Genomic DNA, 25,067 nt, shown 5'->3' with positions numbered 1-25,067 from the left:
CGGGCTACAATCCCCATAGCGCCAGTCCTGCCCGCGGCTCCGTTCAATCCGGCTTGCAATGAGGTCCGACAGCCAACCCGGCCGCTCCGTCGTGCCCGCGGACCTCACAGAAGCCTCCAGATTCCGGAGAGGCTGATTTTGTGATTCAAGATGCTGGCTGGATCGGAGGCCAGCATCGGATGACGCGACCTCTTTCGAATGATCTTCGTGAGCGTGTTGTTGTGGCGATCGCGGCTGGTGAGAGCTGCCGCACGGTTGCGGCTCGTTTCGGCATAGCAGTGTCGTCGGCGGTGAAGTGGTCGCAGCGCTATCGGGCGAGTGGGTCGGTCGCGCCTGGCAAGATGGGCGGCCATCGCAAGCGGGTTCTGGAGCCGCACCGGGCCTTCATCGTGGAGCGGATCAATCAGACGCCGCATCTGTCGCTGCATCGGCTAAAGGACGAACTTGCGGCGCGCGGTGTGAAGGTATCGCACGACACGGTGTGGCAGTTCCTGCGGCGCGAAGGTTTGCGGTTCAAAAAAAACGCTGTTGGCCCTTGAGCAAGCCCGCGCTGACATCGCGCGACGGCGACAACGCTGGCGTTCCTGGCAGTCCGGTCTCGACCCACGGCAGTTGGTCTTCATCGACGAAACCTGGATCAAGACCAACATGGCGCCGCTGCGCGGTTGGGGGCCGAAGGGCAAACGCCTGCGCGGCTTGGCACCATACGGCCACTGGCGTACGCTGACCTTCCTCGGCGCGCTGCGCTGCGACCGGCTGACTGCACCTTGCGTCTTCGACGGGCCGATCAACGGCCAGTGCTTCCGCGCCTATGTCGAGCAGCAGCTCGTGCCAGTGCTTGAGCCGGGCGACATCGTCGTCATGGACAATCTCGGCTCCCACAAGTCGGCAGCCATCCGGCAGATGATCCGCGCCGCAGGCGCCAGGCTCTGGTACCTGCCGCCCTACTCGCCAGATCTCAACCCGATCGAGCAGGCCTTCGCCAAGATCAAGCACTGGATGCGAGCTGCCCAGAAGCGAACCATCGACGACACCTGGCGACACATCGGACACCTCGTCGCCACCATAGAACCCGACGAATGCTCAAACTACTTCAACAACGCCGGATACGCTTCCGTCAAAACCTGAAGCGCTCTAGAGCGGTTCAGCCTTTCACGGAATCGCCGAACCGCTCTAAGTATTTGTTTTTACGCAATTCCTGACGGAAAACTGTTACACACTTTTCCTGGAATTGCTTTTAGCCCGTCGTGCCGTCCGGTATGTCGATGCCGAGCAGCGCCTGCAATCCGAACAGCACCAGCAGCGAGGCAATGAACATGCCGACGAACACCGCGGTGCCGATGGCGGCGCCTCTGCCGATCGTCGCGTTGGTCATGCGCCAGGTCAGCACCATCGACAGCGCGAACAACAACAGCGACACCAGCCCGCTGGCCTCGTTGGTCGACGGCAGGAAGAGCCTCAGCAGCGCCGACGGCAGCATCAGCCAGGCGATGATCGCGGAGGCCCAGTTGGAGGCGACGACATAGTGGACGAAGCGGCCGCCGATGCCGGCGCGCGGCGCGACCAAGGCAAGCGCCACCAGCGGCAACACCCAGGAGCCGAGGTCGACCGTTGCCAGCCGGATCAGCAGGCTGAGCCGGCCGGCGAACGCATTCGGATCGCCGATTTCGTTGGCAATCCCGACCCAGCCGACGATTAGCGCCGGCAATGCCACGACAATGGCGAAGAAGGAATTCCAGAAACCGTCCGCCGAAAGGTCGAGCATGCGCAGGCCGTCGGCCTTGCCGAACATCAGCCGCCAGGCGCCGGCCAGCGAAGCAAAGGTTTCGTCCGCGGAAAGCATGGTCACGTGAGACCTTGTCCGAACCAGTCCTCGATGAAGCGCTCGTAGATCCGCGTCAGCGTCTCGAGATCGGCGACCGCCACGCGCTCGTCCACCATATGCATGGTCTTGCCGACCAGCCCGAACTCGATCACCGGGCAATAGTCCTTGATGAAGCGGGCGTCCGAAGTGCCGCCGGAGGTGGAGAGCACCGGCGTCTTGCCGACGACAGCCGCGACCGAGCGGCTCAGCGTGTCGATCAGTTTCTCGTCGCGGGTGAGGAAGACATGGCTCGGCCGGTCGCGCCAGACAAGCTCGTAATCGACCGCGGTCTTCTTGCCCGGGCGGTATTTCTTGCGCCTCGCGGCTTGGTCCAGCCGGTTGTGGATCTCGGCTTGGATCGTCTCGGCCGTCCAGGTATCGTTGAAGCGGATGTTGAAGGTGGCGGTCGCCTTTGCCGGGATGACGTTGGTCGCCGGATTGCCGACATCGATCGACGTCACTTCCAGATTGGTCGGCTGGAAATCCCTGGTACCCTTGTCGAACACCGGGTGGAGCAGCGCGTCGACCAGGCTCATCAGCCCGCGCACCGGATTGTCGGCAAGCTGCGGATAGGCGGCATGGCCCTGGCGGCCGTTGACGACGACGCTGCCCGACAGCGAGCCGCGCCGGCCGATCTTGATCATGTCGCCGAGCGCGTCCGGATTGGTCGGCTCGCCGACGATCGAGGCATCCCATTTCTCGCCCTTGGCGGCCGCCCAGTCGAGCAGCTTGGTCGTGCCGTTGATGGCCGGCCCCTCCTCGTCGCCGGTGATCAGCAGCGAGACCGAGCCTTTGGGGCCGCCGTTCTTTCCGATATGGCGCGCCACCGCCGCGATGAAGCAGGCGATGCCGCCCTTCATGTCGACGGCGCCGCGGCCGTACATCTCGCCATTAGCGATCTCGGCGGCAAAGGGCGGGTGCGTCCAGGCCGCCTCGTCGCCGACCGGCACGACGTCGGTATGGCCGGCAAACATCAGATGCGGGCCGTTGCCCGAGCGCCGCGCATAGAGGTTCTCGATGTCCGGCGTGCCGTCCTCCGAAAACACCGGCCGTTCGACCGAGAAGCCGAGCGGCTTCAGCATGTCTTCCAGCGACCGCAGCGCGCCGCCCTCGGTGGGCGTCACGGAAGGACAGCGGATCAGGGCGGCAAGGTTCTCGGCGGGGTCGGTCGGCAATTTCATGGGCAAAGCGATAGTCGAAAGCAATGGACCTGTCACGGTCGGACATAGTGGGCGATCACGCCGCCGACAATATGGTTTTCATGTCGTATAGTTGCGAGCCAAGTCTGGACGATTGCATGGCCAATGCGGAAAAAACCATCGCCGTCGCCGGTGCCGGCAGCATCGGCTGCTATGTCGGCGGCTGCCTGGCGCTCGCCGGGCGAAAGGTGAATTTCCTGGGCCGCGGACGTATCGTCGAGGCCATGCGCAAGGATGGGCTTCGGGTCAGCGATCTCGACGGCCGCGACCGCCGCATCGAGCCCGAGGCGCTTGCCGTCACCGACGATCCCGTGATGGCGCTGCGCAACGCGGACATCATCCTGGTGACGGTGAAGAGCGGCGCGACCGGGGAGATGGCGACGCTTGTTGCCACCCATGCCCGCCCCGATGCCATCGTCGTCAGCCTGCAGAATGGCGTCGACAACGCGGACAAGCTGCGCGTCGCGCTTCCGGCGCGTCGCGTGCTCGCCGGCATGGTGGCGTTCAACGTCGTGCAGTCGCCGGACGGCGAGATCCCGTTCAGTGTGCGCCGCGCCAGCGACGGCATGGTGATGATTGAGGATACTGTGCCCGGCCTTGCCGCACTGCTCAATGTCGAAGGACTTGGGGTTGAGACCCACGCCGACATGAAGGCGGTGCAGTGGAGCAAGCTCTTGATGAATCTCAACAATGCGCTGGTGGCGCTGTCCAACCTGCCGCTGGCGGCCGAACTGGCCGACCGCAGCTGGCGGGTCATTCTGGCGGGCCAGATCGAAGAGGCGCTGGCCGCCATGAAGGCCGCGGGCATCGAGCCCGCGCGTATCGCTGGCCCGCCGCCATGGCTGCTGCCGAAGGTGCTCAGACTGCCGGACTGGCTGTTCGGTCTCCTGGCGCGGCGGCTGCTGGCGATCGACCCCAGGGCGCGGGGCTCGATGTGGGACGACCTGAAGCGCGGCCGGCCGACGGAGATCGACGAACTGCAAGGCGCGATCCTGCGGCTTGCCGAAAAGACCGGCGTGCCTGTGCCTCAGACCAGGCGCGTCGCGGCGCTGGTGCGTCAGGCGGAAACAGAAAAGCGCGGCCCGCCCGGGCTGACGCCGGATGCCGTCAGCGGCGGTCCTCGATCAGCGTGATCTTCTGCCAGATCTTGCGCGACAGGTTGGAGGCCAGGTTTTCGATGTCGTTGACGCCGTCGACGACCACGTCGTCATTGACCGACTGGGCGAACAGCGCCGCGATCTTGCCGGTGATCGACAGCATTTCCGAGCAATAGTCGAGATAGCGCGCGAGGTCGGCTGCGTTGGTGATGCGTGCGGGCGAATGCGCGGTCGGCTTGAAATCGGCCGACAGCGTCGCCGGATCCTTGGTCAACTGGTGCATGTCGATGACATGGATCAGCGATCGGAGGCCATGCAGCTCGCGGAACACCTTCTTGCGCTTGATGCGCTCCTCGGCCCGCAACAGCGCCAGGAAGCCGACGACGGCGAGGATGACCACGTTGAGGGAGGACTCGATACCCTGCACCGACTGAACGGCGTCATGGGATCCGGAAAAGCGGCCGAGCGGCAGGATGGTGCCGACGAACAGGAAGACAAGAGCGCCGGCGACGACAGCGGCGATGATGACGCCGCGCAGCCACCAGATCGGCGCCTCCAGCTCCTTTGCGGCTTTCGCCAGGTCGCGCGACAGCGACACCAGCTCGGCGGCGACGCCACGCAGGCCTGCGTCCGGAAAACGCTCGGCCACGCGCTCCTCCAGCCTTTCGGCGGTCTCGATGATCAGCTTCGGATCGAGCGTGCGGTAGCGCATGGCTGCCGTTCAGCGGTCGGCGGGCGCGTTGGTGCGGCTGCCGTAGCGATTGGATCCGGGTTGTCCCGGGAACAGGCAGAGCACCAGGAAAGCGACGATCGATACGACGGGCACGAACAGCACCAGCGCCGCGATGCCGGGCTTGTCGAGATCATGCAGCCGCTTCACCGCCAGCACGATGTTCGACCACAGCGAGGCGAGGAAGGTCAGGAAGAAGACGAACGACCACATGTTGCTCTCGGCCGAGCCCTCCGGCACCAGCGTGAAGCGATAGAGCGGAAAAGCCTGCACGAGGGCTACCAGCAATCCGCCGAGAAAATAGGCCGCGCGGCTGACGCGGCCCGAGGTTTTGAAGAAGAGCCAGATGAAGTCTGCTTTTTCAGGCAAGCGGGTCCGGTCCGTATTGATTGGCGCCTCTGGTGCCTTCGAGGATGCCGAGTTCGATCAGCAGCCAGATGCCGCCGATGATGGGTATAAGGCCGATCAGCGTCCACCAGCCCGACTTGTTACGGTCGTGCCAGCGTTTGGCATAGAGAGCAATCGCGAAATAGATCGAGGCCAGCGCGACGAGGATGCCGATAACGCCGACCTGGGCGCCGCTGTCGGTGGTGAAACGCGTGCCGAGGATCGAATCGAGGATGAACGCAACGATGGCAATGACGATGAATATGCCGATGCCGGCCCAGAACTTGGCGCGGTTGATGCGGCCGTCGAAACTCGTCAGAAGATATTTCCAGTCCATGACGCCCCTCCGTGTCGAACCAGCGCGACGGAATGTCGCGCTGGCGGAAGGTGCGTCCGTTTCCGGCAAAGATCAATCGCGCAGCAATTCGTTGATCGAGGTCTTGGAGCGGGTCCTGGCGTCGACGCGCTTGACGATGACGGCGCAGTAGAGGCTGGGGCCGGGCTCGCCATTGGGCAGCGGCTTGCCGGGCAGCGAGCCGGCGACGACCACCGAATTGGCCGGCACCTCGCCATAGAAGACCTCGCCGGTGGCGCGGTCGACGATCTTGGTCGACTGGCCGATGAAGACGCCCATGCCGAGCACCGAGCCCTCGCGCACGATACAGCCTTCGACCACTTCCGAGCGCGCGCCGATGAAGCAGTTGTCCTCGATGATGGTGGGGCCGGCCTGCATCGGCTCCAGCACGCCGCCGATGCCGACGCCGCCCGACAGATGCACGTTCTTGCCGATCTGGGCGCAGGAGCCCACCGAGGCCCAGGTGTCGACCATGGTGCCCGTATCGACATAGGCGCCGACATTGACAAAGGACGGCATCAGCACGGCGCCCGGCGCGATATAGGCCGAGCGTCGCACCACCGAGGACGGCACGGCGCGGAAGCCGGCCTTCTCGAAGTCGACTGCGCCCCAGCCGTCGAACTTCGACGGCACCTTGTCCCACCACACGGCTTGGCCCGGACCGCCTTTGATGATCTCCATCGGGTTCAGCCGGAAGGAGAGCAGCACCGCCTTCTTCAGCCACTGGTTGACATGCCACTTGCCGTCGTCCTGCCGCTCGGCGACGCGTGCCTCGCCGCGGTCGAGCAGGTCGAGCGCCGACTGGATGGCGTCACGCGTTTCGCCACGGGTCGCGGTCGAAATCGTATCGCGCTCCTCGAAGGCCTTTTCGATGGTCTTCTCGAGGCTCGCCAGATCGGGCTTCGACATGAAATTGCTCCATTACAAAGCTGTTAAGGGCTGCGCCTTAACCTGTTTTGAAATCGCGCGGACCCTATGTGAAGCCTTGATGGGGGTCAATCGCGGCTGCGTCATGCGACGGCGCAAGTAAGGGAATTAGGACGGTGGATTCGATGACACCTATGGAAAAGGCCGGTTGGACGCCGCTGCCGCATTCGGATGAGGATCTGGAGCGGGCGAAAAGTGTGCCGGACACGCCGCAGACGCGGGCTGAAACCTATCGGCTGGCCTGGAACGATCCCGACTTCATGACGCGGCGCGAACTGCGCCCGGTGCGTCTGCAGCTCGAGCTCTTGAAGCCGGAGATGATTCTCGCCGAGCGCGGCATCCGCTCGACGGTCATCCTGTTCGGCGGCGCCAGGCTGCCGGAGCCGGGCGGCGTCGCCTGGGCGGCGAAGAACGAGACGCAGCGGAAGAACCTCGAGCTGAACAGCAAATACTACGAGGAGGCGCGCAAGTTCGCCCGGCTGTGCTCGCAGCACTCCGCCACCTCCTATTACCGCGAATTCGTCGTCGTCACCGGCGGTGGCCCCGGTGTGATGGAGGCCGGAAACCGCGGCGCCGACGATGTCGGCGCGCCGTCGATCGGCCTCAACATCGTGCTGCCGCACGAGCAGGCGCCGAACGCCTATGTGACGCCCGAGCTCTGCTTCAATTTCCACTATTTCGCGATCCGCAAGATGCATTTCGTCATGCGCGCCAAGGCGGTCGCCGTGTTCCCCGGCGGCTTCGGCACGATGGACGAATTCTTCGAGACGCTGACGCTGATCCAGACCGGGCGCATGGAACGCGTACCGGTGATCCTGTTCGGCAAGGCATTCTGGCAAAGGGCGATCGACCTCGATTTCCTCGCCGAGCAGGGCACGATCTCGCCCGGGGACCAGGAGATCATCGATTTCGTCGATACTGCGGACGAAGCCTGGGACATCGTCCGCCGCTTCTACAATCTCTGAGGCGGCGAACGCCGCTACTGCAGTTCGGCCAGCCAGCCATTCGATTGCGCGAAGCGCACGATGGCCGCGCGGGAGTGGAGTTCCAGCTTGTCGGTAGCCCGGGTCCTGTAGGTTTCGATGGTCTTTATGCTCAGGTTGAGCCGCGAGGATATCTCCTTGTTGCTGTAGCCGAGCGCGACGAGCTGGATCACCGACCGCTCCCGCTCGCTGAGATTCCCCGGATCGCCTTGCGTGCCGTGGCGGGGGCTCAAGATGCGCGCGGCAAGCGCCGGGTCGACGTAATTGTCGCCGGCCAGCACGCAGCGGATGGCCTGCAGCAAATCCGTCGCGGTCGACCGTTTGACCACGAAACCGCGCCCCCCGGCGGCCAGCACCTGGCGCAGGCAGCCGGGGTCCTCATGCGCGGTCAACGCAATACAGCCAAGCTCGGGAAACCGTTCGACGAGCCGCCCGATCAGCGTGACCCCGTTGACGCCTGGAAGCGAGATATCGACCACGGCGACGTCGGGAAGGGTCCTGCCGATGCCCTCGAGGGCCTCGTCGGCATTCGCCGCCAGTCCGACGATCGTCAGATCCTCCTGGCTGTTGATCATCGCGCCCACGCCGGACAGGATGATCGGGTGGTCGTCGACCACGAATATGCGCCTGCAGCACACCGTTAAACCTCCATCAGTCTGTCAAAGGACCCGCCACGCAGTGCGGTCCCCTTTGTGCTTGATGGTCTAGGCAACTGCCCCGCCTGCCGCGGGACGCCCGTCTGTTTCAGCAAGGCCGCAACGCGGCTGCAACGGGTAAGCCATCCCCCGCCTGACCCTTGGGGCCGGATTGTATGCTGCGGCCAACGATTTCGGATGTGGAACGCTTCACTTTAGGGCAATTCCAGGAAAACTGTGTAACGGGTTTCCATCCGCAATTGTGTAAAAACAGATAGTTAAGCCGGTCTGGGAGCTTTGCCCGCCGTCGCGCCAGGATGGTCGGTCGCAGAGCCCAAACCGGCATTCTTGTCGAATAATGTCGGAAGGGATGAGGCGTTCGCTTGCCGCGATTCGTCCGAAGGCTCAGGCGGTCAAAAGCACATCGGCATAAATGGCGGTCCCCCTGCCTTTGGCGGTTTCGACCGTCAGTTCGCCTCCGATCAAGGCAAGGCGCTCTTTCATCCCCGCAAGTCCCAAATGGTGCGAGCCCGGCGCGACAGCGCCATCGAAGCCGCGGCCATTGTCCTCGACGGTCAGCCGCAGTTTGTTGTCCCAGATATGCGCCGTCACGCTGACGTGGTCCGGCCTGGCGTGCTTGCCGATGTTGGTGAGCGCCTCCTGCGCGATGCGATAGAGCGTCAGGGCGACTTCAGGCTCGAGCGGTCTCGACAGGGCTTCGAGATCCACATCGCAGGGGATGCCGAGCTGAGCGCACAGCATGCTGGCCAGGTCCTCGACCGAGGCGCGAAGCCCCATGCGATCGAGGTCCGCGGGGCGCAGGCTCCAGGCAGCATCGTGCACCCTGGTGCTCAGCTGGTCGACGAGCTGGGCAGCGCGTGAGAGGCGGACATCGAGTTCGGCGGAGTCGGCGCGGATGGTATGCAGTTCCAGCGCGACGCTTGCCAGCATCTGACCGAGATCGTCGTGCAGCTCGCGCGACAGGCGCAGGCGTTGTTCTTCCTGCACGGCAATCAAACGCCGTGCCAACCTCCGGCGCTCGGCCTGGTTGTCCTTGCCGCTATCGGCCTGCATCTACCCTCCGCTTCTCCTTGCCACCCGGGAGCGCGCCGTTGACCGGCGATGAAAGGCACGAATGTCTGTTGCCTAATATATACCCGGCATATGCCTTCATGCCTGTCAGTTTTTTCCCGATGCCTTCAACTTTTCCTGACATGAGCATCGGCTGAAAAACCGACAGACCTTGCCGATCAGCCCCGATGTCTCGGCGTCCTTTCTGCAGGCATCCTTTTTGCGTGGTTCCGGTCACTTGTGCTGGCCGGGATGTTCAACGCAAACCAAGGAGAACGTCATGAGGAAGATCATTCTGGCCGCGGCTGTCCTGTCGGCTCTGACTGGTACGGCATCCGCTGTTTCGATCGGCAGCGGGAACGGCAACGGCAACGGCAACGTCGGCGTTGGCAACGGCAACGGAAACGGCAATGCCAATACCGGAGCCTTCAACGGCAACTTCAACGGCAATGGCAATTTCGGCATCGGCAACGGCAACGGAAACGGCAATGCCAACATGGGCGCCTTCAACGGCAACTTCAACGGCAACCTCAATGCCGGCATCGCCAACGGCAACGGCAACGGCAACGCCAACTTCGGCCTCGGCAACGGCAACCTGAACGGCAACGCCAATTTCGGCCTCGGCAACGGCAATGCCAACGGCAACGGCAACTGGGGCGCCGGCAACGGCAATGGCAACGGCAACGGCAACCACTAGCCTCGCCAACCGATAGCGTCGAAAGACGCTGACGCTTCTGGGATCGCCGAGCCTCGCGCCCGTCCCCCACGCCAGGCTATCGCGACATGTCGCCGGCGGTCCCAGTCCCTTTTCAATCGGAGCTATGGAAGGAGTTCGCTCATGAAACCCCGCGTCCTATTGGTGCTATGGCTGGGCCTGCTGAGCGCGACCGGCGCCAGGGCCGACGGCACGACAGGCAGCCAGGCCTTCAGCACGTCCCGGATCGCTCAGACCGCCGGTCAATACGGCCAGTATATCGGCTCGAACGTCAGGGGCATGGACCCGCTCGGCAGCCTGGGCGGCAATGTCGGCTACAAGAACACCGGCAGCGGCAACATCGGCGCCTTCAACAGCGGCACCGGCAATGTCGGCGCCTTCAACGGCAACGAAAACACGTCCGCGACGAGCGGAAACCACAACATCGGCGCCTTCAACGGCAACGGCAACACCGGTGAATATGACGGCAACACCAATGTCGGCGCGTTCAACGGCAACTTCAACGGCGGCTCGTTCAACGGCAGCGGCAACGTCGGCGCGTTCAACGGCAATTTCAACGGCCGGGGAAACCGCTGATGGGCGGGCTCGGACCATCCGCATCTGTCCGGCGCGGCGCGAAGCCGGCGCCGGCGCGGCTGCTTGACGGAAACGGCCTCGCGGTCTGCACATTGCTTGCCGCGATCGTGGCTGCCGACGCCTCGACGGTGGTCAGGATAGCCGATCTTCCCATCGGCCGCGGCCCCATCGACCACCGAGATGTCGCGGTTGCCGGTCTCGGTCTGCGCGACGCCGACGCCTCGAACGGCAAGTGGAACTCCGGCAACTTCAATGGCAACGGCAACCGCGGCAGCTTCAACGGCAACGGCAACGCCGGCAATTTCAACGGCAATGGAAATGCCGGCAGCTTCAACGGCAATGGCAACGCGGGCAACCTCAACGGCAACGCCAATTGCGGCAGCGGCTTCGGCAACGGGTTTTCGTCCGACGGCAACGGCAATGGTAAGCGCCAGGACATTCCCGAATGGTGCCGGTTCCTGAAATCCCTGAACGGCCAACTTGGGTTGCCGCCGGGCACGATCCCGGACTTCGACTAGTCACACCTGGCGGCAACGGGCGGCTGCCCTTCTAACGGCGCGTCGGCAATCTGGGGTTGGTTCAGGCCGGGACTTCGACGATTGCCGTCAGGAAGCCGGCGAGGTCGTCGGTGACGAAATCAACGTCGTCCTCATTTGCCGGGTCACGCTCCCAGATCTCCGAGAAGGTCGGCTCGAAATTGCGCGGCACGACCAGCACCGTCGTCATGCCCAGCGATTTGGGCACCGAGAGGTTGCGCGCCAGATCCTCGAACATCACCGCATTGTGGCCGGTGACGGAATGCAGCTCGGCGAACCGTTCATAGGTCTGGCGCGCCGGCTTGGGGTTGAGGCCCGCCGCGACGATATCGAAGATGTCGTCGAAATGGTCCAGTATGCCGAGCTGGCGCGCCGTGCGCTCGGCGTGCCTGCGGTCGCCGTTGGTGAAGATGAACTTGCGGCCCGGCAGCTGGCGAATCGCGGCGCCGAGCACCGGATCGGGCACCAGCCATGAATAGTCGATGTCGTGCACCTTCTCGAGGAAGTCGTCGGGGTCGATGCCGTGGCGCGTCATCAGCCCGTTGAGCGTCGTGCCGTACTCCAGGTAGAGCTCTTTCTGCAGCTTGCGCGCCTCCTCGCGCGACAGCGTCAGCAGCTCGCCGACATAGGCGGTCATCTTCACGTCGATCTGCGCGAACAGATTCGAATGATGCGGGTAGAGCGTGTTGTCGAGGTCGAACACCCAATCCGTGACATGGGCAAAACGGGAGGGGTCGGGTGTCGTTGTCATGGCTTCCTTATGGCATGCGGCCACTGGCTTTATCCACAACTTATGCGCGTCGCGCGTGGTGAAAATGGCCTCTCGCTTCAAATTTTAACCGTCACGGAAAGGTCGCCTTCAATGCTTGCTGGCACAGAGGCAGTCCGTCGGGAGTCAGCGATGAGTCGCATAATTTTGAAGTCCGCAGCCGTTGCGTTCGCTTCGGTCGCCGCCTCGCTTTTGTTGACGCTGGTCGTGGTCCCGGCGATGGGCTTTCCGGTCAGCCGGAGCGTCTGGCTGGCGTCCACGGTTTGCCCATTGATGCTTGCCTGGGTCGCCAGCGCGGGCACCTTCTGGCAAAGCAACCGCCTGAAGAACGCGCATCGCGATCTTGCCCGCGCGCATGCCCAGCTCTCAGCCGCCCACAGGCGCCTGTCGGAGAAGGCAAGCCGCGACGACATGACCGGCATGCTCAACCGCGAGGCCTTCTTCGCCGCGCTTGACGGATCCCGGCGCAAGGCAGATCGCGGCGCGCTGCTGATCATCGACGCCGATCACTTCAAGACCATCAACGACAATTACGGTCACCTGACCGGTGACGACGCGCTGCTTCTAATCGCCAGCGCCATCGAGCGCGGCGTGCGCGCCGGCGACGTGCTCGGTCGCATCGGCGGCGAGGAGTTCGCCGCCTTCCTGGTCGGCGCCACCGAATCGGAGGCCAGGCGTGTCGCCGAGCGCATCCGCCGCGAGGTCGAGCTGATCCGCTTCCGTCCCGCCGATGAGCGGACCGTGCCGTTGACCGTCTCGATCGGCGGCATCACCTGCGGCGAGAGCGCCACCGTGTCGGAGCTGATGCGCGCCGCCGACCGCAGGCTCTATGAGGCCAAGCATCGCGGCCGCAACCTGTCCATCCTCGATCGCGACATTTCGGAAGCCGCCTGAGGGTGGCGTTAGCAAATTCCTAGCCCTTTCCAAATTCAACTGCGGCGATTGCGCGGTTGTAACCGGGTTTTCATCCAGACTTGGCATGGAACTGGCTTCTGCGGCGGCATGTGTGCCGTCCAGGAACGGCATGTGTGTATCGAGCCTCCATCGAAAGATGTGTCATGAGCCATTTCATAAAGAAGATGTCGCGCCGCACGATCGTGCAGGTGCTGATCGCCCTACCCGCGCTGTCGCTGTTCCGCAACCAGCCCCCCGTCCCCGACCTGAATCAGATCGACGCTGACGAGATCATCGAGGTCAATGGCTGGATCCTGAGGCGGAGCGACCTCGCATGATCTTCGACAGCTACGAGGCCTACAAGCAGGCGAGCTTCAAGCCCAAGGTCTGCATCCTTGGCTCCGGCCCGGCCGGCACCACAATCGCCAGGAAACTGGGCGCCGCCGGCATTCCGGTGGTTGTCCTCGAGGCCGGCTCGCGCGAATTCAGCGACCAGTCGCAGGATTTCTATCGCGGCGCCACGGTCGGCGACTACTATTTCGATCTCGACATCACCCGGCTGCGCTTCATGGGCGGCTCCTCCAACCATTGGGCCGGCTGGTGCCGCGTGCTCGACAGGCAGGATTTCGAGCCCAAGGCCTGGGCGCCGGATACCGGCTGGCCGATCAGCCGCGCCGATATCGAGCCCTATCTGGGGGACGTCCACGACATCCTCGAACTGCCCGATTTCCGGCCGGATGTGCCGATTTCGGACGACATACGCTGGGTGCAGCTGATCAAGAGCCCGGCCGTGCGCTTCGGCGAGAAGTTCGCCGGTGAGCTCGACCGGAGCAAGACCATAGCCGTCGTGCTCAACACCTACGCAACCGAGCTCGCCGGCGACGGCCGGCGCGTCACCGGCGCCAGATTGTGGTCGAACGGCCAGGACGCCGGCACCTTCACGGCGGATTACTTCATCACCTGCACCGGCGGGCTGGAGAACTCCAGGCTGCTTCTGTGGTCGAACCGGCGCTCGAATGGCGGCGTCGTGCCGAACGCCGCAGCGCTCGGCCGCTACTGGATGGAGCACCCCACCTTCGAGGGCGGCAACGCCATCCTCGCCAACTACGACGAGTTCGAGGTCGACGCCTCGAACGAAGCCTTCTTCTCGCCGACGCTCGCCGCCATGGAGCGGCTGCAGATCCTGAATTTCGGCATCCGCCTGATCGAGTCGCCTTATCCCAACGTCAAGCGGCTGATCGCCGACCTCGCCTGCACGGCCCCCGATATGGCCGAATGGATGTCGTCCAAGCTCGACCAGCGCCTTCGCTGCGCAGCGCAGCTCTACGTCGCCTGGGAACAGGCGCCGCTCGCCTCGACCAGATCGAGCTGTCGAAGACCGATGTCGACCATGCCGGCGTGCCGCGCATCGAGTTGCACTGGAAGAAGTCGCCGCTCGAGCGCCGTACGCTGCTCGAAGGCCTGAGGCTTTTCGGCACCACCATGGCGCAGAAGAATCTCGGCCGCGTGCGCATCGACGACTGGATCAGCAATGGCGGCGATTACCCGACCAACGAGGAGACGGCGGGCCACCACCACATGGGCGGCACCCGCATGGGCACCGATGTCTCGAGGAGCGTCGTCGACGCCAACTGCAAGGTGCACGGCATGGACAACCTCTATGTCGGCGGCTCCTCGGTGTTCTGCACCTCCGGGCAGTGCAACCCGACGACCACCATCACCGCTCTGGCCTGCCGGCTGGGGGATCACCTCAGGAAGGTGATCACGGTCTGATCTGCAAAAACGCAAGCGGCGCCGGCGCCTGGAGTGGCAACCGGCGCCGCCCTGGCGCGCCCTTTCTGGGGGGAAATAGCGGAGTTCGCTTAGAGCCCGTAGACGGCGATGCGCAGCAGCACGGCCGCGGCCGCAAGCGCCACCAACAGAATGCCGAGGCCGATAGGCGAGCCCCAGCCATACCATTCCATCGCCAGCTTGGCGTATTTGTATTCCTCCTCGTTCGAGAGAGGGGTGCGCTGCTGGATCAAGCTCATTGTTCACTCCTTGTCGGCGACTTTTCCCTTGCCTTGCAAAGGTCGACGTCGCATATTAATACGATAGTCTGAATATTCGACAGATTGATAGTTAGATGATCGAAATAAATTCGTCAAGCTCGAATCGTGCTGAAATGACCAAGGCCGTCAGTCTCGCCGTCATGCGCTGGCAGGACGCGACGCAGGCCTATGACGAGGCGGTCGGCGCGCGGCTCGGGCTGATCGCGGCCGAGCGGCATTGTTTGGGCCTGCTCTATGCCGGGCCGCAGTCGGCGGGCGCCGTGGCCGCGGCAACGGGGCTGACGCCGGCGGCCGTCACGGCATTGATCGATCGTCTGGAGGCGCGTGGGCTCGTCACTCGCACCCGCAGCCTGGAGGACAGGCGCAAGGTGGTCATCGAGGCGACCGCGCTGACCAGGGAGCTGTCGGAGCGGTACTACGGCGCAATTGCGCGAGAGGGCGAAAAGGTGACGGCGAGCTTCAGCGACGCCGAACTGGCGACCGTGCTGCGCTTCATCAACGCAGCGCTCGACCTGCAGAGCGAGCAGTTGGCGAAGCTCAAGGCCGAGCCCGCCGCGGCCGGCTGAAGCGGGAGCGGCCAGAAATGTACCAGAGCGGTTCGGCCGCTTTGTCGGCGACCGAACCGCTCTGACACCCGGCTGGGCGAAAGCCGGATCCTTGAGCGCGCCGCGCTTTAGACCGTTGCCGGGTCGAGCGCCGGCTGTCCCTTGAATCGCGCCACGATGCCGGCAAGGTCGCCGCCGGCAAAGGCGTCGCGCAACGCATCGAAGGACGGCAGCACGAAATAGGCGCGCTGGAACTTGTCGATCTCGTAGCCGGTGCGCATCACCGTCTCGAGGTCGAACGGCACGTGGTGGGCGTCCTTGCTCTCGACCGCGAACTGCAACTCGGTGAAGGACGACATCAGCCCGGCGCCGAAGGCTTTCAGCGGCTGGCCGGCTTCCTGGATGAGGCCGTACTCGGCGCTGTACCAGTAGAGCCGGGTGATCATCTCGTCCCCGCCGAGCGCGATCATGTCTTCGGCCTTCTCACCGTACATCTGCATGAAATCGGCGAACACCGGCTGCGTCAGGATCGGCACATGGCCGAAGAAGTCGTGGAACATGTCCGGCTCGACGATGTAGTCGAGCTCCTTGCGGGTGCGCAGCCAGTTGGTGACGGGGAAACGGCGGTTGGCGAGATGGTCGAAGAAGGGGCCCGCCGGGATCAGCCCGGGCACCGCCACGATCTCCCAGCCGGTCAGCTTGCGCAGCTTCTCGCTGACGGCGTCGAATTCCGGGATCCGGTCGAGCAGGCCAAGCGCCGCGACGCCGTCGAGATAGGAGTGGTGCGCGAGCTGCCGGGTCAGCTTCGTCTGGCGGTCGCAAAGCGTGCGCCATACCGCCTGTTCCTCGGCCGAGTAGTTATATCCTTGAGCCACGGTGAAGTCGGCGCGGCAAACCGAATAGTCGCCGCGAAGGCCTTGCGCCGCGCAGTCGCGGGCGTAGTCGGCAACGCTGATCGTCATGTCTTCCTCCTCAAGGTCGTGATCCTCGGATCGTGGCGTCATCTTAGCCGCGGCCGGCGAGGCAATTCAGCCTTGTTTGTAGCCGTGCGATGGAATTCGAGGTAAACTCCTCTCGAATTTATATGGGTAGGAGTGAAAATGCCTCAGTTGGACGAGTACGAGATAAGAATGCTCGATGTTCTGCAGCGTGACGGGCGCAAGCCCGTGTCGGAGCTCGCGCAGGGGATCGGCCTGTCGACCACGCCCTGCGCGCGGCGCTTCGAAGCGCTGCAGGGTGCCGGCATTATCAAGGGCTTTGCCGCCGTGCTCAGCCGGCGCGCGCTCGGCCTGACGGTCGAGGTGTTCATCCAGGTTCGCCTGGTCAGCCACAGCGACGGCTCGCCGGAAAACTTCATCGCCGCGGTGCAGCGCATGGATGAGGTCTCGTCCTGCTGGACGATGACCGGCGATCACGACTTCCTGCTGCATGTGATGGTGCCGTCGGTGGACGACCTCAATGCCTTCGTCATGCACCGGCTGATGCGGCTCCCGGGCGTCAGGGACGTCCACACCCAGCTTGTGCTGCAGAACATCAAGGGGCCTGGCCACGTGCCGCTCAGTCACTTGCGGCGTTAGATCATGCTCGAAACCGGGTTCCTTGTGGAAACGAGCCGGCAAGATTTCCGGATCAAGTTGAGTCTGGACAGGCTGTCCAGATCAAGGCCGATTCAGGCCGCACAATTTCAAGAAAAGATATGTCTGGAGATTTTCGGTAACATCGGCGTTACGTGCGGACTCCCTTACGGGCGGAAGAGAGTACGAGCCTGCATTGCCCGTCAACTCCTGCTCGTTGCATGGAATACTTATCGGGTTGTCAAATTGAGGCGATAGCGCAATCCGTTTACCGCCGGTTAGCAACATTAGTGTCTTATAATGGACCGGGCTTGCCTTCGTCCTTCCACGAGGATTTGACGGTTTTCGTTTTCTCGAACCCGTTCATGCGGAGGATGATCGCAAAGGAGCGTTGCATGCAACTGACGGAGGATGTGGCTCAGAGGGTCACCGTGGCGATTTCACGCCCGCCGTGGAAGTCGGCCGATCCGACGCTTTTTGCGATGCTGCTGCAGAAGAACGCGGACCAGAATCGCAAGGTCGTGCGCTGGGGCATAGCGGCGGCCGTGTTGAGCTACATATCCTACGGTGTCTTCGACTGGTATCTTTTCCCCGACATCGCGGACCGCCTGGTCCTGACGCGCCTGACGTTGGGACTGACCTTCCTGGTGCTTGTCGAACTCGTTGCCCGACGCGGTTATGCCGTCACCACGCTGCATTACACTGCCGCCTTGGCCATTGTGACGGGTGCAATCGGCTGGCTGCTGTCGGCGCTCGGGACGGCGCATCAGGCGGCGCTGTCTCATTTCATCATCTTCGGCACGGTGTTCATTCTCGGCGCGAACCTTTTCTTCAATTTCCGGCTATGGCTTTCGGCGATCTCGTCCGCGACGGTGACGGTCGCCTTCACCGGCGCCACGCTGTTCTTCCTGCAAGCCGACTTTGCCACGCGGCTGGTGCTTTCAACCTATTTCGCAAACTGCCTTGTCTTGTCGCTCTATCTTTCGTGGCGCCTCAGCATGGAGCGCTACCAGACTTTCGTGCATGCGCTTCAGGCGCAAATCCAGGAGCAGGTCGCCATCGAGAATGGTCAGAAGCTCATCGAGATCGCGGATACGGATCCGCTGACCGGGCTTAAGAACCGCAGGGCGATCACGCGAGAATTCTCGGAACTCTGCCGGGAATGGGCGACGGATACCGACGAGATCGGCGTCATTCTCATGGATGTGGACTATTTCAAACGCTACAACGACCGGCTCGGCCATCAGGCCGGCGACGACTGCCTTATCGAGCTTGCCCGCGCCTTCGACGAGACGGCGGCCTCCAACCATGCCATCGCTGGGCGTTATGGCGGCGAGGAATTCGTCGTGCTGTGCAAGGTCGCCGGGCGGGATCATCTGCGCGAGGTGACGCAGCAATTCTGCCGGGCCGTCGAGGACCTGAAGATTTCCCATCCCGATCGGGACGACAAGCTCAACATCGTCACCATCAGCGCCGGCGCCTCGTTGACGCGCGCCGACCACAGCATCGAGCTTCGGATCCTGCTGCAGGAGGCCGACCGCGCGCTCTATGCGTCGAAATTCTCAGGCCGCGCGACCTTCACGGTCTATGACGCGCAGGCCACCGACCAGAAGCGCGCCAGCCAGAATCTCTCAGAACTGCTCAAGCACGCTGTTTCGGAGCAACTCGTCTCCGTCGTCTATCAGCCGATCTGCGATGCGACATCCGGCCAGGTGCTTGGCCATGAGTCGCTGATGCGGCTGCGCGACTTCGACGGCAGCATCATCAGCCCGTCCGTATTCATACCCGTCGCCGAGCAGACCGGCGGCATCGAGGAACTCGGGATGTGGCTGATCGATCGGGCCTGCGGCGACATGGTCGAGCACGGTTTGGGATCGGTCGTGTCCGCGAACGTGTCGGTCGTCCAGCTCAAGGCTCCGAATTTTCCGCTGCACATCACCGAGATACTCGGCCGGCATGGCATGGCGCCCCAGAAGCTGGCGCTCGAAGTCACCGAAGGCAGCGATATTTTCCTGGAGGCGCAGGCCGCCAGGAATATCGAGCAGCTTCGAAACCTGGGCGTTCAGATCTGGCTGGACGATTTTGGCACCGGGTTTGCGGGCCTTGCCTGGCTTCGTCGCTTCAAGTTCGACGTCGTCAAGATCGACCGCAGTTTCCTGCATGACTGCCAGACGATTCGCGGCCTGAGCCTGCTGCAGGACATGGTCAGGCTTCTGCGCAATCTGGGCCACACCGTCCTTGTCGAGGGCGTCGAGACGAAAGAGCAGCAGAATTTGCTGCAGCACATGGGCATTCAGTCGGTCCAGGGCTTCCTCACCGGGCGCCCCGTCCCGATCGAAGAGGTCAAGCAGACGAGGCGAGATCTGGTCGCCTAGAGCGTTTCAGCGATTCATAGAATCGCCGAACCGCTCTAAATATTTGTTTTTACGCAATTCCGGACGGAAAACCGTTACACACTTTTCCTGGAATTGCTCTATCGCCTACGCCAGCGCCTCGGGACCTCCGCGCTTGCGGATCTTGCCGTAGACGATGTTCCTGTTGGATCCGTAGTAGACTTCGGCGTCGACGTGGTTCTTGTCGACCGCGGCATTGATGATGTCCCACATATCGCTGGCCGAGCGCAGGATGAGCGGCCAGTCCATGAAGGTTTCCATATAGCCGTCGGTCGTGATCTCGTCGCTGAAATTGGCGAAGAGGAATTCGCCGTCCGGCTTGACCAACTCCATGGCCCTCTGCAACAGGCGCGCGCCGACAGGCAGCGGCAGGTAGTCGTACAGGCCGGACGCGTAGACGAGATCGAATGTACCGAGCGGGTAGGCGCGCCGCAGAAGGCCGCGCACGGATCCGTCCACGGCTTCCACCACCGTGCCGGCTCGGTCACGGTTGACCGTGCCCACGCTGATCGGATCCTGGTCGAGGCCGACCCAGCGCTTCAATCTTTTCTCGGCGAGCGCCTTTGACAGCTCTGCTTCCCGCAGATGGCCGCAGGCGATTGCCAGCACCTCGGCATTTTCTGTCCGCGCAGCCGTTTCGTCGACCGTTCTGGCCAGTATCTCGCGACGCTCGCGCCCGGCCACCGAACTTGCCGCCTCGCTCGTATAGGCAAAGATCTCGCGGCCAAGCTCGCTCGATGACGCCACGATCTCGTTGGTGCTCGGGTGCTTGTAGTAGATATCCAGCAGCGTGGCGTCGCCCGAATAGCCGCGCGGCTTTTCGTAGGACCAGCGCGTGAACGGATCCTGTTTCAGATAGGCCGCCACCTGGTGCTGCTGGGCCAGGGGGATCAGTTCCTGCCACAGAGCGGGGGAGACCTCCCGGCGCAGTTCATGCAATCGACCCGCCAGGCGCTCGACGATCTGTCCCGCTGGCTCCTTTCGCGCGAAAGCCTGCTGCGCGAGGTCCAGCACGAGGGCGAGCTGGCCCGTCCGTGTCTTGAGCTCGACGGCGTCGATCGTTTCCGCCGACGCCGCTTTGTGCTTCTTGATCAGCGTCGACGTGATGAGGCTCGCCTCATCGATTTTCAAGTCCGGATTAAGCGCCATATGGGCATCCCTTGTGGTCCCCCACTGGCAATTATAGATGCATAGAGTTTTAATAAAAGTTTAGGATCAGCTGCATTAGGTATGGCTAAAACATGATTTCCGAAGGTTTCAACCGACAGGCCTTTTGGGGCGATCAATGTGCGGGGTGGACACGACCTCTGCGCCTTCGCCATGCATTGGCTGAAGCGGTTTCCAGGCATGCGCGGCGTTGATGCATGTCGCCCAAGAGTGCGCTGTGGTTTGGGGGAACGACATGCATCAAACGAAGGCTTAAAGCGCGTCGACTGAATCCGGTTCAGCGCGACTCGCTTTAAGGCGCGCCCGTCAAATCTGTGGGAAAGCTGCATCGAAACTGCTGACCCGCGCCAGGGCGGCCACGACTTTCCCGGCTAGGACCGGCGGACCGACACAGGAGGTCCGCCATGAATATCGTGCTCGTCAATCCGCCGCATACGGCAATCGGCAGCCGCGTGCCCGACGACCATCTGCCGCCTTTGGGTCTGTTGGCGATCGGCGGTCCGCTGCTCGATGCCGGCCATCGGGTGCGCCTCGTCGATGCCGAGTTCGGGCCGATGCCGCTTTGCGTGCTCGTCGATGATGCCCTGAGCGGCGATCCCGATTTCGTCCTCATCGGCCATTCCGGCTCGACTTCGGCGCATCCGACGGCGTTGCGGATCGCTGAGATGATCAAGGCCGGCGCGCCCGGGGTCATCATCATCTATGGCGGCGTCTTCCCGACCTATCATTGGCGCGACGTGCTGGCCGCAACGGACGTCTTCGACTTCATCGTGCGCGGCGAGGGCGAGGCGACCGTGGCGGCGCTGGTCGAGGCGCTGGAACGGCGCCTGCCGGTGGCAAGCGTCGCCGGCATCGCCTACCGTGACGATCTCGGCCGTCCCTTTGCCACGCCGCCGGCGACAGCGATTGCCGATCTCGACGCCTGCCGCGTCGGCTGGGAGCTGATCGACCATGGCCGCTACAGCTATTGGGGCGGCAAGCGCGCCGTGGTCATGCAGTTCTCGCGCGGCTGCCCGCATCTGTGCAACTATTGCGGCCAGCGCGGCTTCTGGACGCGCTGGCGGCACCGCGATCCGGTCAAATTCGCCAGGGAGATCGCCTGGCTGCATCGCGAGCACGGCGTCGAGCTGGTCAACCTCGCGGACGAGAACCCGACCTCCTCGAAGAAGGCCTGGCGCGCCTTTCTCGACGCGATGATCGCCGAAGACGTGCCGGTGCTGATCGTCGGCTCGACCCGCGCCGACGACATCGTGCGCGACGCCGACATCCTGCATCTCTATCGCAAGGCCGGCGTCATCCGCTGGCTGCTCGGCATGGAGAACACCGACGAGGAGACGCTGTCCCTGATCCGCAAGGGCGGCAGCACCAAGTCCGACCGCGAGGCGATCCGGCTGCTTCGCCGGCATGGCATCCTGTCGATGGCGACCTGGGTCGCCGGCTTCGAGGACGAAGGTTTTCGCGATCTCTGGCGCGGATTTCGCCAGCTCATCGCCTATGATCCCGACCAGATCCAGGCGCTTTATGTGACACCGCATCGCTGGACGCCGTTCTTCCGCATCGCCAAGGACCGCAGGGTGATCCAGAAGGACGTGCGCCTCTGGGACTACAAGCACCAGGTGCTGCGTATGACCCGGCTGAAACCCTGGATGCTGTTCTTCGCCGTCAAGCTGATCGAGCTCGCCGTGCAGTCGCGGCCGAAGGCGCTGGCGCGCATCCTGTTCCATCCCGATCCCGAGCAGCGGCATTCGATGCGCTGGTACACGAAGATGGGGCGCCGTGTCTGGTTCCGCGAAGTCTGGGGTTTCCTGGTCCGCGACCGCCGCGTGACAGGCGGGCCGACGCTTGCCGAGTTCTGGGGCGCGCCGCAGGACGCCGAGGAGGAATCTATGATTGTTCGGCGTCCGGCGCGAAAGTCGTCCGCGCCCGCCGTCGAGGCTGCGCGTGTGCCCGGCGACAGAAGATTAGCCGGCTGATGATGTATTACGGCACGATCAGCGTGCCGGCGCCGTGCTCGGTGAAGAGCTCGAGCAGCACCGAATGCGGCGTCTTGCCGTTGAGGATGACGACGCCTTCGACGCCGCGCTCGATCGCCTCGATACAGGTCTCGACCTTCGGGATCATGCCGCCCGACACCGTACCGTCCTTGATCAGCGCCTTGGCTTCGGCGACCGTCAATTCGTCGATCAGCTTCTTGTTCTTGTCGAGCACGCCCGGCACGTCGGTGAGGAACAACAGGCGCGAGGCGCGGCAGGCACCGGCAATGGCGCCCGCAAACGTGTCGGCGTTGATGTTGTAGGTATGGCCGTCGCGGCCCGGCGCCACCGGCGCCAGCACCGGGATCATCTCCGAGCGGGCGAGCAGATCGAGCAGCGTGCGATCGACCTCCACCGGCTCGCCGACGAAGCCGAGATCCAGCACCCGCTCGATATTGGAATCCGGGTCGATCATGGTCTTGCGCGCCTTTTCGGCGAACACCATGTTGCCGTCCTTGCCGCAGAGCCCGATCGCCCATTCGCCCTCGGCGTTGATCAGCGCCACGATCTCCTTGTTGATCGAGCCGGCCAGCACCATCTCGACGATCTCGACGGTCTTCTGGTCCGTGACCCGCAAGCCGCCCTCGAACTTGGATTCGATGCCCATCTTGGTGAGCATCGCGCCGATCTGCGGCCCGCCGCCATGCACGACGATCGGATTGACGCCGGACTGTTTCAACAGCGCGATGTCGCGGGCAAAGGCCTTGCCGAGCTCGGTGTCGCCCATGGCATGGCCGCCATACTTCACCACCACGGTCTTGTTTTCGTAGCGCTGCATGTAGGGCAGCGCTCTGGAAAGCAGCGCGGCCTGCATTTCGGCGGTGGCGGCGATGTCCGTCATCGGTGCGGTTCCTGACCTGGCAAGGATGGGCGGCGTCTTAGCGGGAATTGCCGCAGGCCGCAAACGGCTTTGCGGTCACAATGATGAAATCGTGCCTTGGTTTTCTACGCGGGCATCTTGAGCGGGGCGCGCCGCTTCAGCCATCCGGAAAGCTTCTCCATCTGCGCGGCGAAGGACAATAGCGTCTCCTCGTCGCCCGGCCGCCCCGCGGCCTGGATGCCGAGAGGCAGGCCGGCTTCAGTGACATGCACCGGCAGCGCGATCGAGGGCTGGCCGCTGACATTGTGGATCGCCGGCCAATGGGTGAACCACAGGCTCTTGTCCATCAGCTGGCCGAACAGCGACCCGATCCGGAGCAGCCCGGTGAGGTGCAATTTGTCGAGCAGGTTTTCGATGAGCTCGTCGGCGCCCTTCGGATCCATGGAACCGCAGGCGAGCGGCGGATGGGCGATGATCGGCATCAGCACGGCGTCGAAGCGTGCGGTCTCCTCGATCATGCGCCGCGCTGTGGCGTTGAGCCGCTGCACTCCGTCATAGACTTCGCCGGCGGACAGCATTTCGCCGAGGCGTCCGAGCACGCGCGTCGCGCGCTCGACCTCGCCGGTCACCTGTCTGCCGACGCGCAGCGCCTCGGCTCTCATCATGCCGGCAACCGCCGAGGCGACACTGCGGCAGAAATCGGCCATGAACTCGCGGCCGATATAGGGCAGGTCGATCTCTTCCACCCTGTGCCCGCCCTCGCGCGCCAGCGCCACCGCCATGTCCAGCGCTTCAAGCGTCTCGGCCGAGACCGGCAGGCCGAGCGGCGACTTGCGGTAGACGGCGAGGCTGAGCTTGCCGGGATCGCGCGCCGCGGCCGCTGCAAAGGAGCCCTTCGGCGCCGGCGCCGCATAAGGCGACAGCGGATCAGCGCCATGGGTCAGGTCGAGCAGGAGTGCGGTATCGCGCACCGAGCGGCTGACGGCGTGGTCGACGACCATGCCGTACCAGCTTTCGCTGGTGAGCGGCGTCAAGGGCACGCGGCCGCGCGAGGTCTTCAACCCGACGAGGCCGCTGCAGGCCGAGGGCACGCGGATCGAGCCGCCGCCGTCGGAGGCGTGCGCCGCCGGCACCACGCCCGCCGCCACCAGCGCCGCCGATCCGCCCGACGAGCCGCCGGTGGTGTGGCCGGTGTTCCAGGGGTTGCGGGTGATGCCGAAGCGCGCCGATTCCGTCATCAGCCGCAGCCCATGCTCGGGCGAGGTGCTGGTGGCGATCGGGATCAAGCCGGCGGCCAGATACCGTTCGATCATCACCGAGTTGAAATCGGCGGTGAAGGCCGGGATGCGGCTGCCGCCATGGATCGGCACGCCCTTGATGCCGATGCCGAGATCCTTCAGCGCGAAAGGCACACCGGCGAGCGGCAGCTTGCGGTCGATCGCTTTCGCCCGCGCCCTGGCGGCGTCGTAGAGCGGCGTGGCTATGGCGTTGATGTCGGGCCTTGTCGCCTCGGCGCGCGCGATCGCCGCGTCGACCAGTTCCTGCGGCGAGACTTCTTGCCTGTGCACGAGCTCGGCAAGTCCGGTCGCATCCTGTTCCCAAAGCACGCGTTCGATCGACATCGCAGCACCCCTGTTTTGGCAGAAGCTATCGCATGAACCAGCAAATCGGAAATCGGGATTCGACAGGCCAACGACACGATAACTTTTGGCGGACAAAGTCCTCGTCGCCCCGTTGCAAATAAAT

At 63.8% G+C, this 25,067-nt stretch carries 26 protein-coding genes and 1 pseudogene; 13 read left to right on the top strand and 14 right to left on the bottom strand.

The window, feature by feature from the left end; genetic code table 11:
• Positions 1–179 precede the first annotated feature (179 nt).
• Positions 180–1,128, top strand: a protein-coding gene (locus tag EN853_RS09695) for an IS630 family transposase (protein ID WP_127862949.1) whose coding sequence is annotated in 2 segments (ribosomal slippage) — positions 180–515 and positions 517–1,128 — 948 coding nt in all. Because the reading frame shifts where the segments join, the coding sequence is not laid out codon by codon here.
• A gap of 109 nt (positions 1,129–1,237) precedes the next feature.
• Here EN853_RS09695 and EN853_RS09690 read toward each other — a convergent pair.
• Both EN853_RS09690 and dapE read right to left on the bottom strand, forming a co-directional pair.
• Positions 1,238–1,843 carry a transporter gene (locus EN853_RS09690; RefSeq protein ID WP_127859541.1) on the bottom strand — a complete coding sequence of 202 codons (606 nt, stop codon included), beginning with the start codon at positions 1,841–1,843 and terminating at the stop codon, positions 1,238–1,240.
• A 2-nt stretch (positions 1,844–1,845) separates the two neighbouring features.
• Positions 1,846–3,045 carry a succinyl-diaminopimelate desuccinylase gene (gene dapE / locus EN853_RS09685; protein WP_127859326.1) on the bottom strand — a complete coding sequence of 400 codons (1,200 nt, stop codon included), beginning with the start codon at positions 3,043–3,045 and terminating at the stop codon, positions 1,846–1,848.
• 116 nt (positions 3,046–3,161) lie between these two features.
• On the opposite strand from dapE, the gene EN853_RS09680 reads away from it, so the two are divergent.
• On the top strand, positions 3,162–4,196 hold the full coding sequence (locus tag EN853_RS09680; RefSeq protein WP_127859327.1) for a 2-dehydropantoate 2-reductase: 1,035 nt from the start codon (positions 3,162–3,164) through the stop codon (positions 4,194–4,196).
• Here EN853_RS09680 and EN853_RS09675 read toward each other — a convergent pair.
• From EN853_RS09675 to dapD, 4 genes are all read right to left on the bottom strand, one after another.
• Positions 4,171–4,872 carry a hypothetical protein gene (locus EN853_RS09675; RefSeq protein ID WP_127859328.1) on the bottom strand — a complete coding sequence of 234 codons (702 nt, stop codon included), beginning with the start codon at positions 4,870–4,872 and terminating at the stop codon, positions 4,171–4,173. The two genes, EN853_RS09680 and EN853_RS09675, sit on opposite strands and share 26 nt — an antisense overlap.
• A gap of 9 nt (positions 4,873–4,881) precedes the next feature.
• On the bottom strand, positions 4,882–5,259 hold the full coding sequence (locus tag EN853_RS09670; protein ID WP_167524432.1) for a DUF805 domain-containing protein: 378 nt from the start codon (positions 5,257–5,259) through the stop codon (positions 4,882–4,884).
• Complete coding sequence (locus tag EN853_RS09665; protein WP_127859330.1) at positions 5,252–5,614, bottom strand: DUF805 domain-containing protein; 363 nt, start codon at positions 5,612–5,614, stop codon at positions 5,252–5,254. The genes EN853_RS09670 and EN853_RS09665 overlap by 8 nt, the downstream gene beginning before the upstream one ends.
• Before the next feature lie 72 nt (positions 5,615–5,686).
• Positions 5,687–6,541: a 2,3,4,5-tetrahydropyridine-2,6-dicarboxylate N-succinyltransferase gene (gene dapD / locus EN853_RS09660; RefSeq protein ID WP_127859331.1), complete on the bottom strand. Its 855-nt coding sequence runs from the start codon at positions 6,539–6,541 to the stop codon at positions 5,687–5,689.
• A 143-nt stretch (positions 6,542–6,684) separates the two neighbouring features.
• Between dapD and EN853_RS09655 the strand changes: the two genes are divergently transcribed.
• On the top strand, positions 6,685–7,524 hold the full coding sequence (locus tag EN853_RS09655) for an LOG family protein (protein WP_127859332.1): 840 nt from the start codon (positions 6,685–6,687) through the stop codon (positions 7,522–7,524).
• A 14-nt stretch (positions 7,525–7,538) separates the two neighbouring features.
• On the opposite strand, the gene EN853_RS09650 is transcribed toward EN853_RS09655, so the two are convergent.
• Both EN853_RS09650 and EN853_RS09645 read right to left on the bottom strand, forming a co-directional pair.
• Positions 7,539–8,159 carry a response regulator transcription factor gene (locus EN853_RS09650; protein ID WP_245516885.1) on the bottom strand — a complete coding sequence of 207 codons (621 nt, stop codon included), beginning with the start codon at positions 8,157–8,159 and terminating at the stop codon, positions 7,539–7,541.
• A gap of 423 nt (positions 8,160–8,582) precedes the next feature.
• The gene (locus tag EN853_RS09645) at positions 8,583–9,251 is read right to left on the bottom strand and encodes a sensor histidine kinase (RefSeq protein ID WP_127859333.1); all 669 of its coding nucleotides are present in this window, start codon (positions 9,249–9,251) and stop codon (positions 8,583–8,585) included.
• A 277-nt stretch (positions 9,252–9,528) separates the two neighbouring features.
• Here EN853_RS09645 and EN853_RS09640 point away from each other — a divergent pair, with 277 nt between their 5' ends.
• From EN853_RS09640 to EN853_RS33900, 3 genes are all read left to right on the top strand, one after another.
• Positions 9,529–9,945: a hypothetical protein gene (locus EN853_RS09640; RefSeq protein WP_189343875.1), complete on the top strand. Its 417-nt coding sequence runs from the start codon at positions 9,529–9,531 to the stop codon at positions 9,943–9,945.
• Between the two features lie 141 nt (positions 9,946–10,086).
• The gene (locus EN853_RS09635; RefSeq protein WP_127859334.1) at positions 10,087–10,539 is read left to right on the top strand and encodes a hypothetical protein; all 453 of its coding nucleotides are present in this window, start codon (positions 10,087–10,089) and stop codon (positions 10,537–10,539) included.
• On the top strand, positions 10,539–11,057 hold the full coding sequence (locus tag EN853_RS33900; RefSeq protein ID WP_189343874.1) for a hypothetical protein: 519 nt from the start codon (positions 10,539–10,541) through the stop codon (positions 11,055–11,057). Before EN853_RS09635 ends, EN853_RS33900 begins: the two co-directional genes overlap by 1 nt.
• Positions 11,058–11,118: 61 nt before the next feature.
• On the opposite strand, the gene EN853_RS09625 is transcribed toward EN853_RS33900, so the two are convergent.
• Positions 11,119–11,826, bottom strand: a complete 708-nt coding sequence (locus EN853_RS09625) for a pyrimidine 5'-nucleotidase (RefSeq protein WP_127859335.1) — start codon at positions 11,824–11,826, stop codon at positions 11,119–11,121.
• 150 nt (positions 11,827–11,976) lie between these two features.
• Here EN853_RS09625 and EN853_RS09620 point away from each other — a divergent pair, with 150 nt between their 5' ends.
• The 3 genes and pseudogenes from EN853_RS09620 to EN853_RS09610 all read left to right on the top strand — a co-directional run bounded on the left by EN853_RS09620 (position 11,977) and on the right by EN853_RS09610 (position 14,511).
• A complete protein-coding gene (locus EN853_RS09620) occupies positions 11,977–12,738 on the top strand; it encodes a GGDEF domain-containing protein (protein ID WP_127859336.1) in 762 nt (253 codons plus the stop codon).
• 164 nt (positions 12,739–12,902) lie between these two features.
• Complete coding sequence (locus tag EN853_RS09615) at positions 12,903–13,076, top strand: hypothetical protein (protein WP_127859337.1); 174 nt, start codon at positions 12,903–12,905, stop codon at positions 13,074–13,076.
• A pseudogene (locus tag EN853_RS09610) lies at positions 13,073–14,511 on the top strand (GMC family oxidoreductase). The gene EN853_RS09615 and the pseudogene EN853_RS09610 overlap by 4 nt, the downstream one beginning before the upstream one ends.
• Before the next feature lie 89 nt (positions 14,512–14,600).
• Here the strand turns inward: EN853_RS09610 and EN853_RS33895 are convergent.
• Positions 14,601–14,768 carry a hypothetical protein gene (locus EN853_RS33895; protein WP_167524431.1) on the bottom strand — a complete coding sequence of 56 codons (168 nt, stop codon included), beginning with the start codon at positions 14,766–14,768 and terminating at the stop codon, positions 14,601–14,603.
• Between the two features lie 95 nt (positions 14,769–14,863).
• On the opposite strand from EN853_RS33895, the gene EN853_RS09605 reads away from it, so the two are divergent.
• Complete coding sequence (locus EN853_RS09605) at positions 14,864–15,355, top strand: MarR family transcriptional regulator (RefSeq protein ID WP_127859338.1); 492 nt, start codon at positions 14,864–14,866, stop codon at positions 15,353–15,355.
• 107 nt (positions 15,356–15,462) lie between these two features.
• Here the strand turns inward: EN853_RS09605 and phhA are convergent, their stop codons facing one another.
• A complete protein-coding gene (gene phhA, locus EN853_RS09600; protein WP_127859339.1) occupies positions 15,463–16,296 on the bottom strand; it encodes a phenylalanine 4-monooxygenase in 834 nt (277 codons plus the stop codon).
• Positions 16,297–16,434: 138 nt separating this feature from the next.
• Between phhA and EN853_RS09595 the strand changes: the two genes are divergently transcribed.
• Positions 16,435–16,911 (top strand): Lrp/AsnC family transcriptional regulator, encoded by a 477-nt coding sequence (locus EN853_RS09595; protein WP_127859340.1) that lies wholly within the window; start codon positions 16,435–16,437, stop codon positions 16,909–16,911.
• A gap of 392 nt (positions 16,912–17,303) precedes the next feature.
• Positions 17,304–19,283, top strand: a complete 1,980-nt coding sequence (locus tag EN853_RS09590; protein ID WP_127859341.1) for an EAL domain-containing protein — start codon at positions 17,304–17,306, stop codon at positions 19,281–19,283.
• Between the two features lie 105 nt (positions 19,284–19,388).
• Here the strand turns inward: EN853_RS09590 and EN853_RS09585 are convergent, their stop codons facing one another.
• On the bottom strand, positions 19,389–20,450 hold the full coding sequence (locus tag EN853_RS09585) for a class I SAM-dependent methyltransferase (protein WP_127859342.1): 1,062 nt from the start codon (positions 20,448–20,450) through the stop codon (positions 19,389–19,391).
• A gap of 422 nt (positions 20,451–20,872) precedes the next feature.
• Here EN853_RS09585 and bchE point away from each other — a divergent pair, with 422 nt between their 5' ends.
• A complete protein-coding gene (gene bchE / locus EN853_RS09580) occupies positions 20,873–22,441 on the top strand; it encodes a magnesium-protoporphyrin IX monomethyl ester anaerobic oxidative cyclase (protein ID WP_127859343.1) in 1,569 nt (522 codons plus the stop codon).
• 7 nt (positions 22,442–22,448) lie between these two features.
• Here bchE and argB read toward each other — a convergent pair whose 3' ends face one another.
• On the bottom strand, positions 22,449–23,342 hold the full coding sequence (gene argB, locus EN853_RS09575) for an acetylglutamate kinase (RefSeq protein ID WP_127235200.1): 894 nt from the start codon (positions 23,340–23,342) through the stop codon (positions 22,449–22,451).
• Positions 23,343–23,446: 104 nt separating this feature from the next.
• Positions 23,447–24,943 (bottom strand): amidase, encoded by a 1,497-nt coding sequence (locus EN853_RS09570; protein ID WP_127859344.1) that lies wholly within the window; start codon positions 24,941–24,943, stop codon positions 23,447–23,449.
• Between the last annotated feature and the right edge of the window lie 124 nt (positions 24,944–25,067).

It is taken from the genome of Mesorhizobium sp. M1C.F.Ca.ET.210.01.1.1, from assembly GCF_004791585.1.
Lineage (GTDB): Bacteria > Pseudomonadota > Alphaproteobacteria > Rhizobiales > Rhizobiaceae > Mesorhizobium.
The sequence above is the reverse complement of the archived record's forward strand: the minus strand, read 5'-3'. Positions and strand labels throughout refer to the sequence as shown.

Coding starts and splice junctions, on each gene's coding strand:
- EN853_RS09690 (WP_127859541.1), bottom strand. CDS start 1,843: ATGCTTTCCGCGGACGAAACCTTTGCTTCGCTGGCCGGCGCCTGGCGG.
- dapE (WP_127859326.1), bottom strand. CDS start 3,045: ATGAAATTGCCGACCGACCCCGCCGAGAACCTTGCCGCCCTGATCCGC.
- EN853_RS09680 (WP_127859327.1), top strand. CDS start 3,162: ATGGCCAATGCGGAAAAAACCATCGCCGTCGCCGGTGCCGGCAGCATC.
- EN853_RS09675 (WP_127859328.1), bottom strand. CDS start 4,872: ATGCGCTACCGCACGCTCGATCCGAAGCTGATCATCGAGACCGCCGAA.
- EN853_RS09665 (WP_127859330.1), bottom strand. CDS start 5,614: ATGGACTGGAAATATCTTCTGACGAGTTTCGACGGCCGCATCAACCGC.
- dapD (WP_127859331.1), bottom strand. CDS start 6,541: ATGTCGAAGCCCGATCTGGCGAGCCTCGAGAAGACCATCGAAAAGGCC.
- EN853_RS09655 (WP_127859332.1), top strand. CDS start 6,685: ATGACACCTATGGAAAAGGCCGGTTGGACGCCGCTGCCGCATTCGGAT.
- EN853_RS09645 (WP_127859333.1), bottom strand. CDS start 9,251: ATGCAGGCCGATAGCGGCAAGGACAACCAGGCCGAGCGCCGGAGGTTG.
- EN853_RS09640 (WP_189343875.1), top strand. CDS start 9,529: ATGAGGAAGATCATTCTGGCCGCGGCTGTCCTGTCGGCTCTGACTGGT.
- EN853_RS09635 (WP_127859334.1), top strand. CDS start 10,087: ATGAAACCCCGCGTCCTATTGGTGCTATGGCTGGGCCTGCTGAGCGCG.
- EN853_RS33900 (WP_189343874.1), top strand. CDS start 10,539: ATGGGCGGGCTCGGACCATCCGCATCTGTCCGGCGCGGCGCGAAGCCG.
- EN853_RS09625 (WP_127859335.1), bottom strand. CDS start 11,826: ATGACAACGACACCCGACCCCTCCCGTTTTGCCCATGTCACGGATTGG.
- EN853_RS09620 (WP_127859336.1), top strand. CDS start 11,977: ATGAGTCGCATAATTTTGAAGTCCGCAGCCGTTGCGTTCGCTTCGGTC.
- EN853_RS09615 (WP_127859337.1), top strand. CDS start 12,903: ATGAGCCATTTCATAAAGAAGATGTCGCGCCGCACGATCGTGCAGGTG.
- EN853_RS33895 (WP_167524431.1), bottom strand. CDS start 14,768: ATGAGCTTGATCCAGCAGCGCACCCCTCTCTCGAACGAGGAGGAATAC.
- EN853_RS09605 (WP_127859338.1), top strand. CDS start 14,864: ATGATCGAAATAAATTCGTCAAGCTCGAATCGTGCTGAAATGACCAAG.
- phhA (WP_127859339.1), bottom strand. CDS start 16,296: ATGACGATCAGCGTTGCCGACTACGCCCGCGACTGCGCGGCGCAAGGC.
- EN853_RS09595 (WP_127859340.1), top strand. CDS start 16,435: ATGCCTCAGTTGGACGAGTACGAGATAAGAATGCTCGATGTTCTGCAG.
- EN853_RS09590 (WP_127859341.1), top strand. CDS start 17,304: ATGCAACTGACGGAGGATGTGGCTCAGAGGGTCACCGTGGCGATTTCA.
- EN853_RS09585 (WP_127859342.1), bottom strand. CDS start 20,450: ATGGCGCTTAATCCGGACTTGAAAATCGATGAGGCGAGCCTCATCACG.
- bchE (WP_127859343.1), top strand. CDS start 20,873: ATGAATATCGTGCTCGTCAATCCGCCGCATACGGCAATCGGCAGCCGC.
- argB (WP_127235200.1), bottom strand. CDS start 23,342: ATGACGGACATCGCCGCCACCGCCGAAATGCAGGCCGCGCTGCTTTCC.
- EN853_RS09570 (WP_127859344.1), bottom strand. CDS start 24,943: ATGTCGATCGAACGCGTGCTTTGGGAACAGGATGCGACCGGACTTGCC.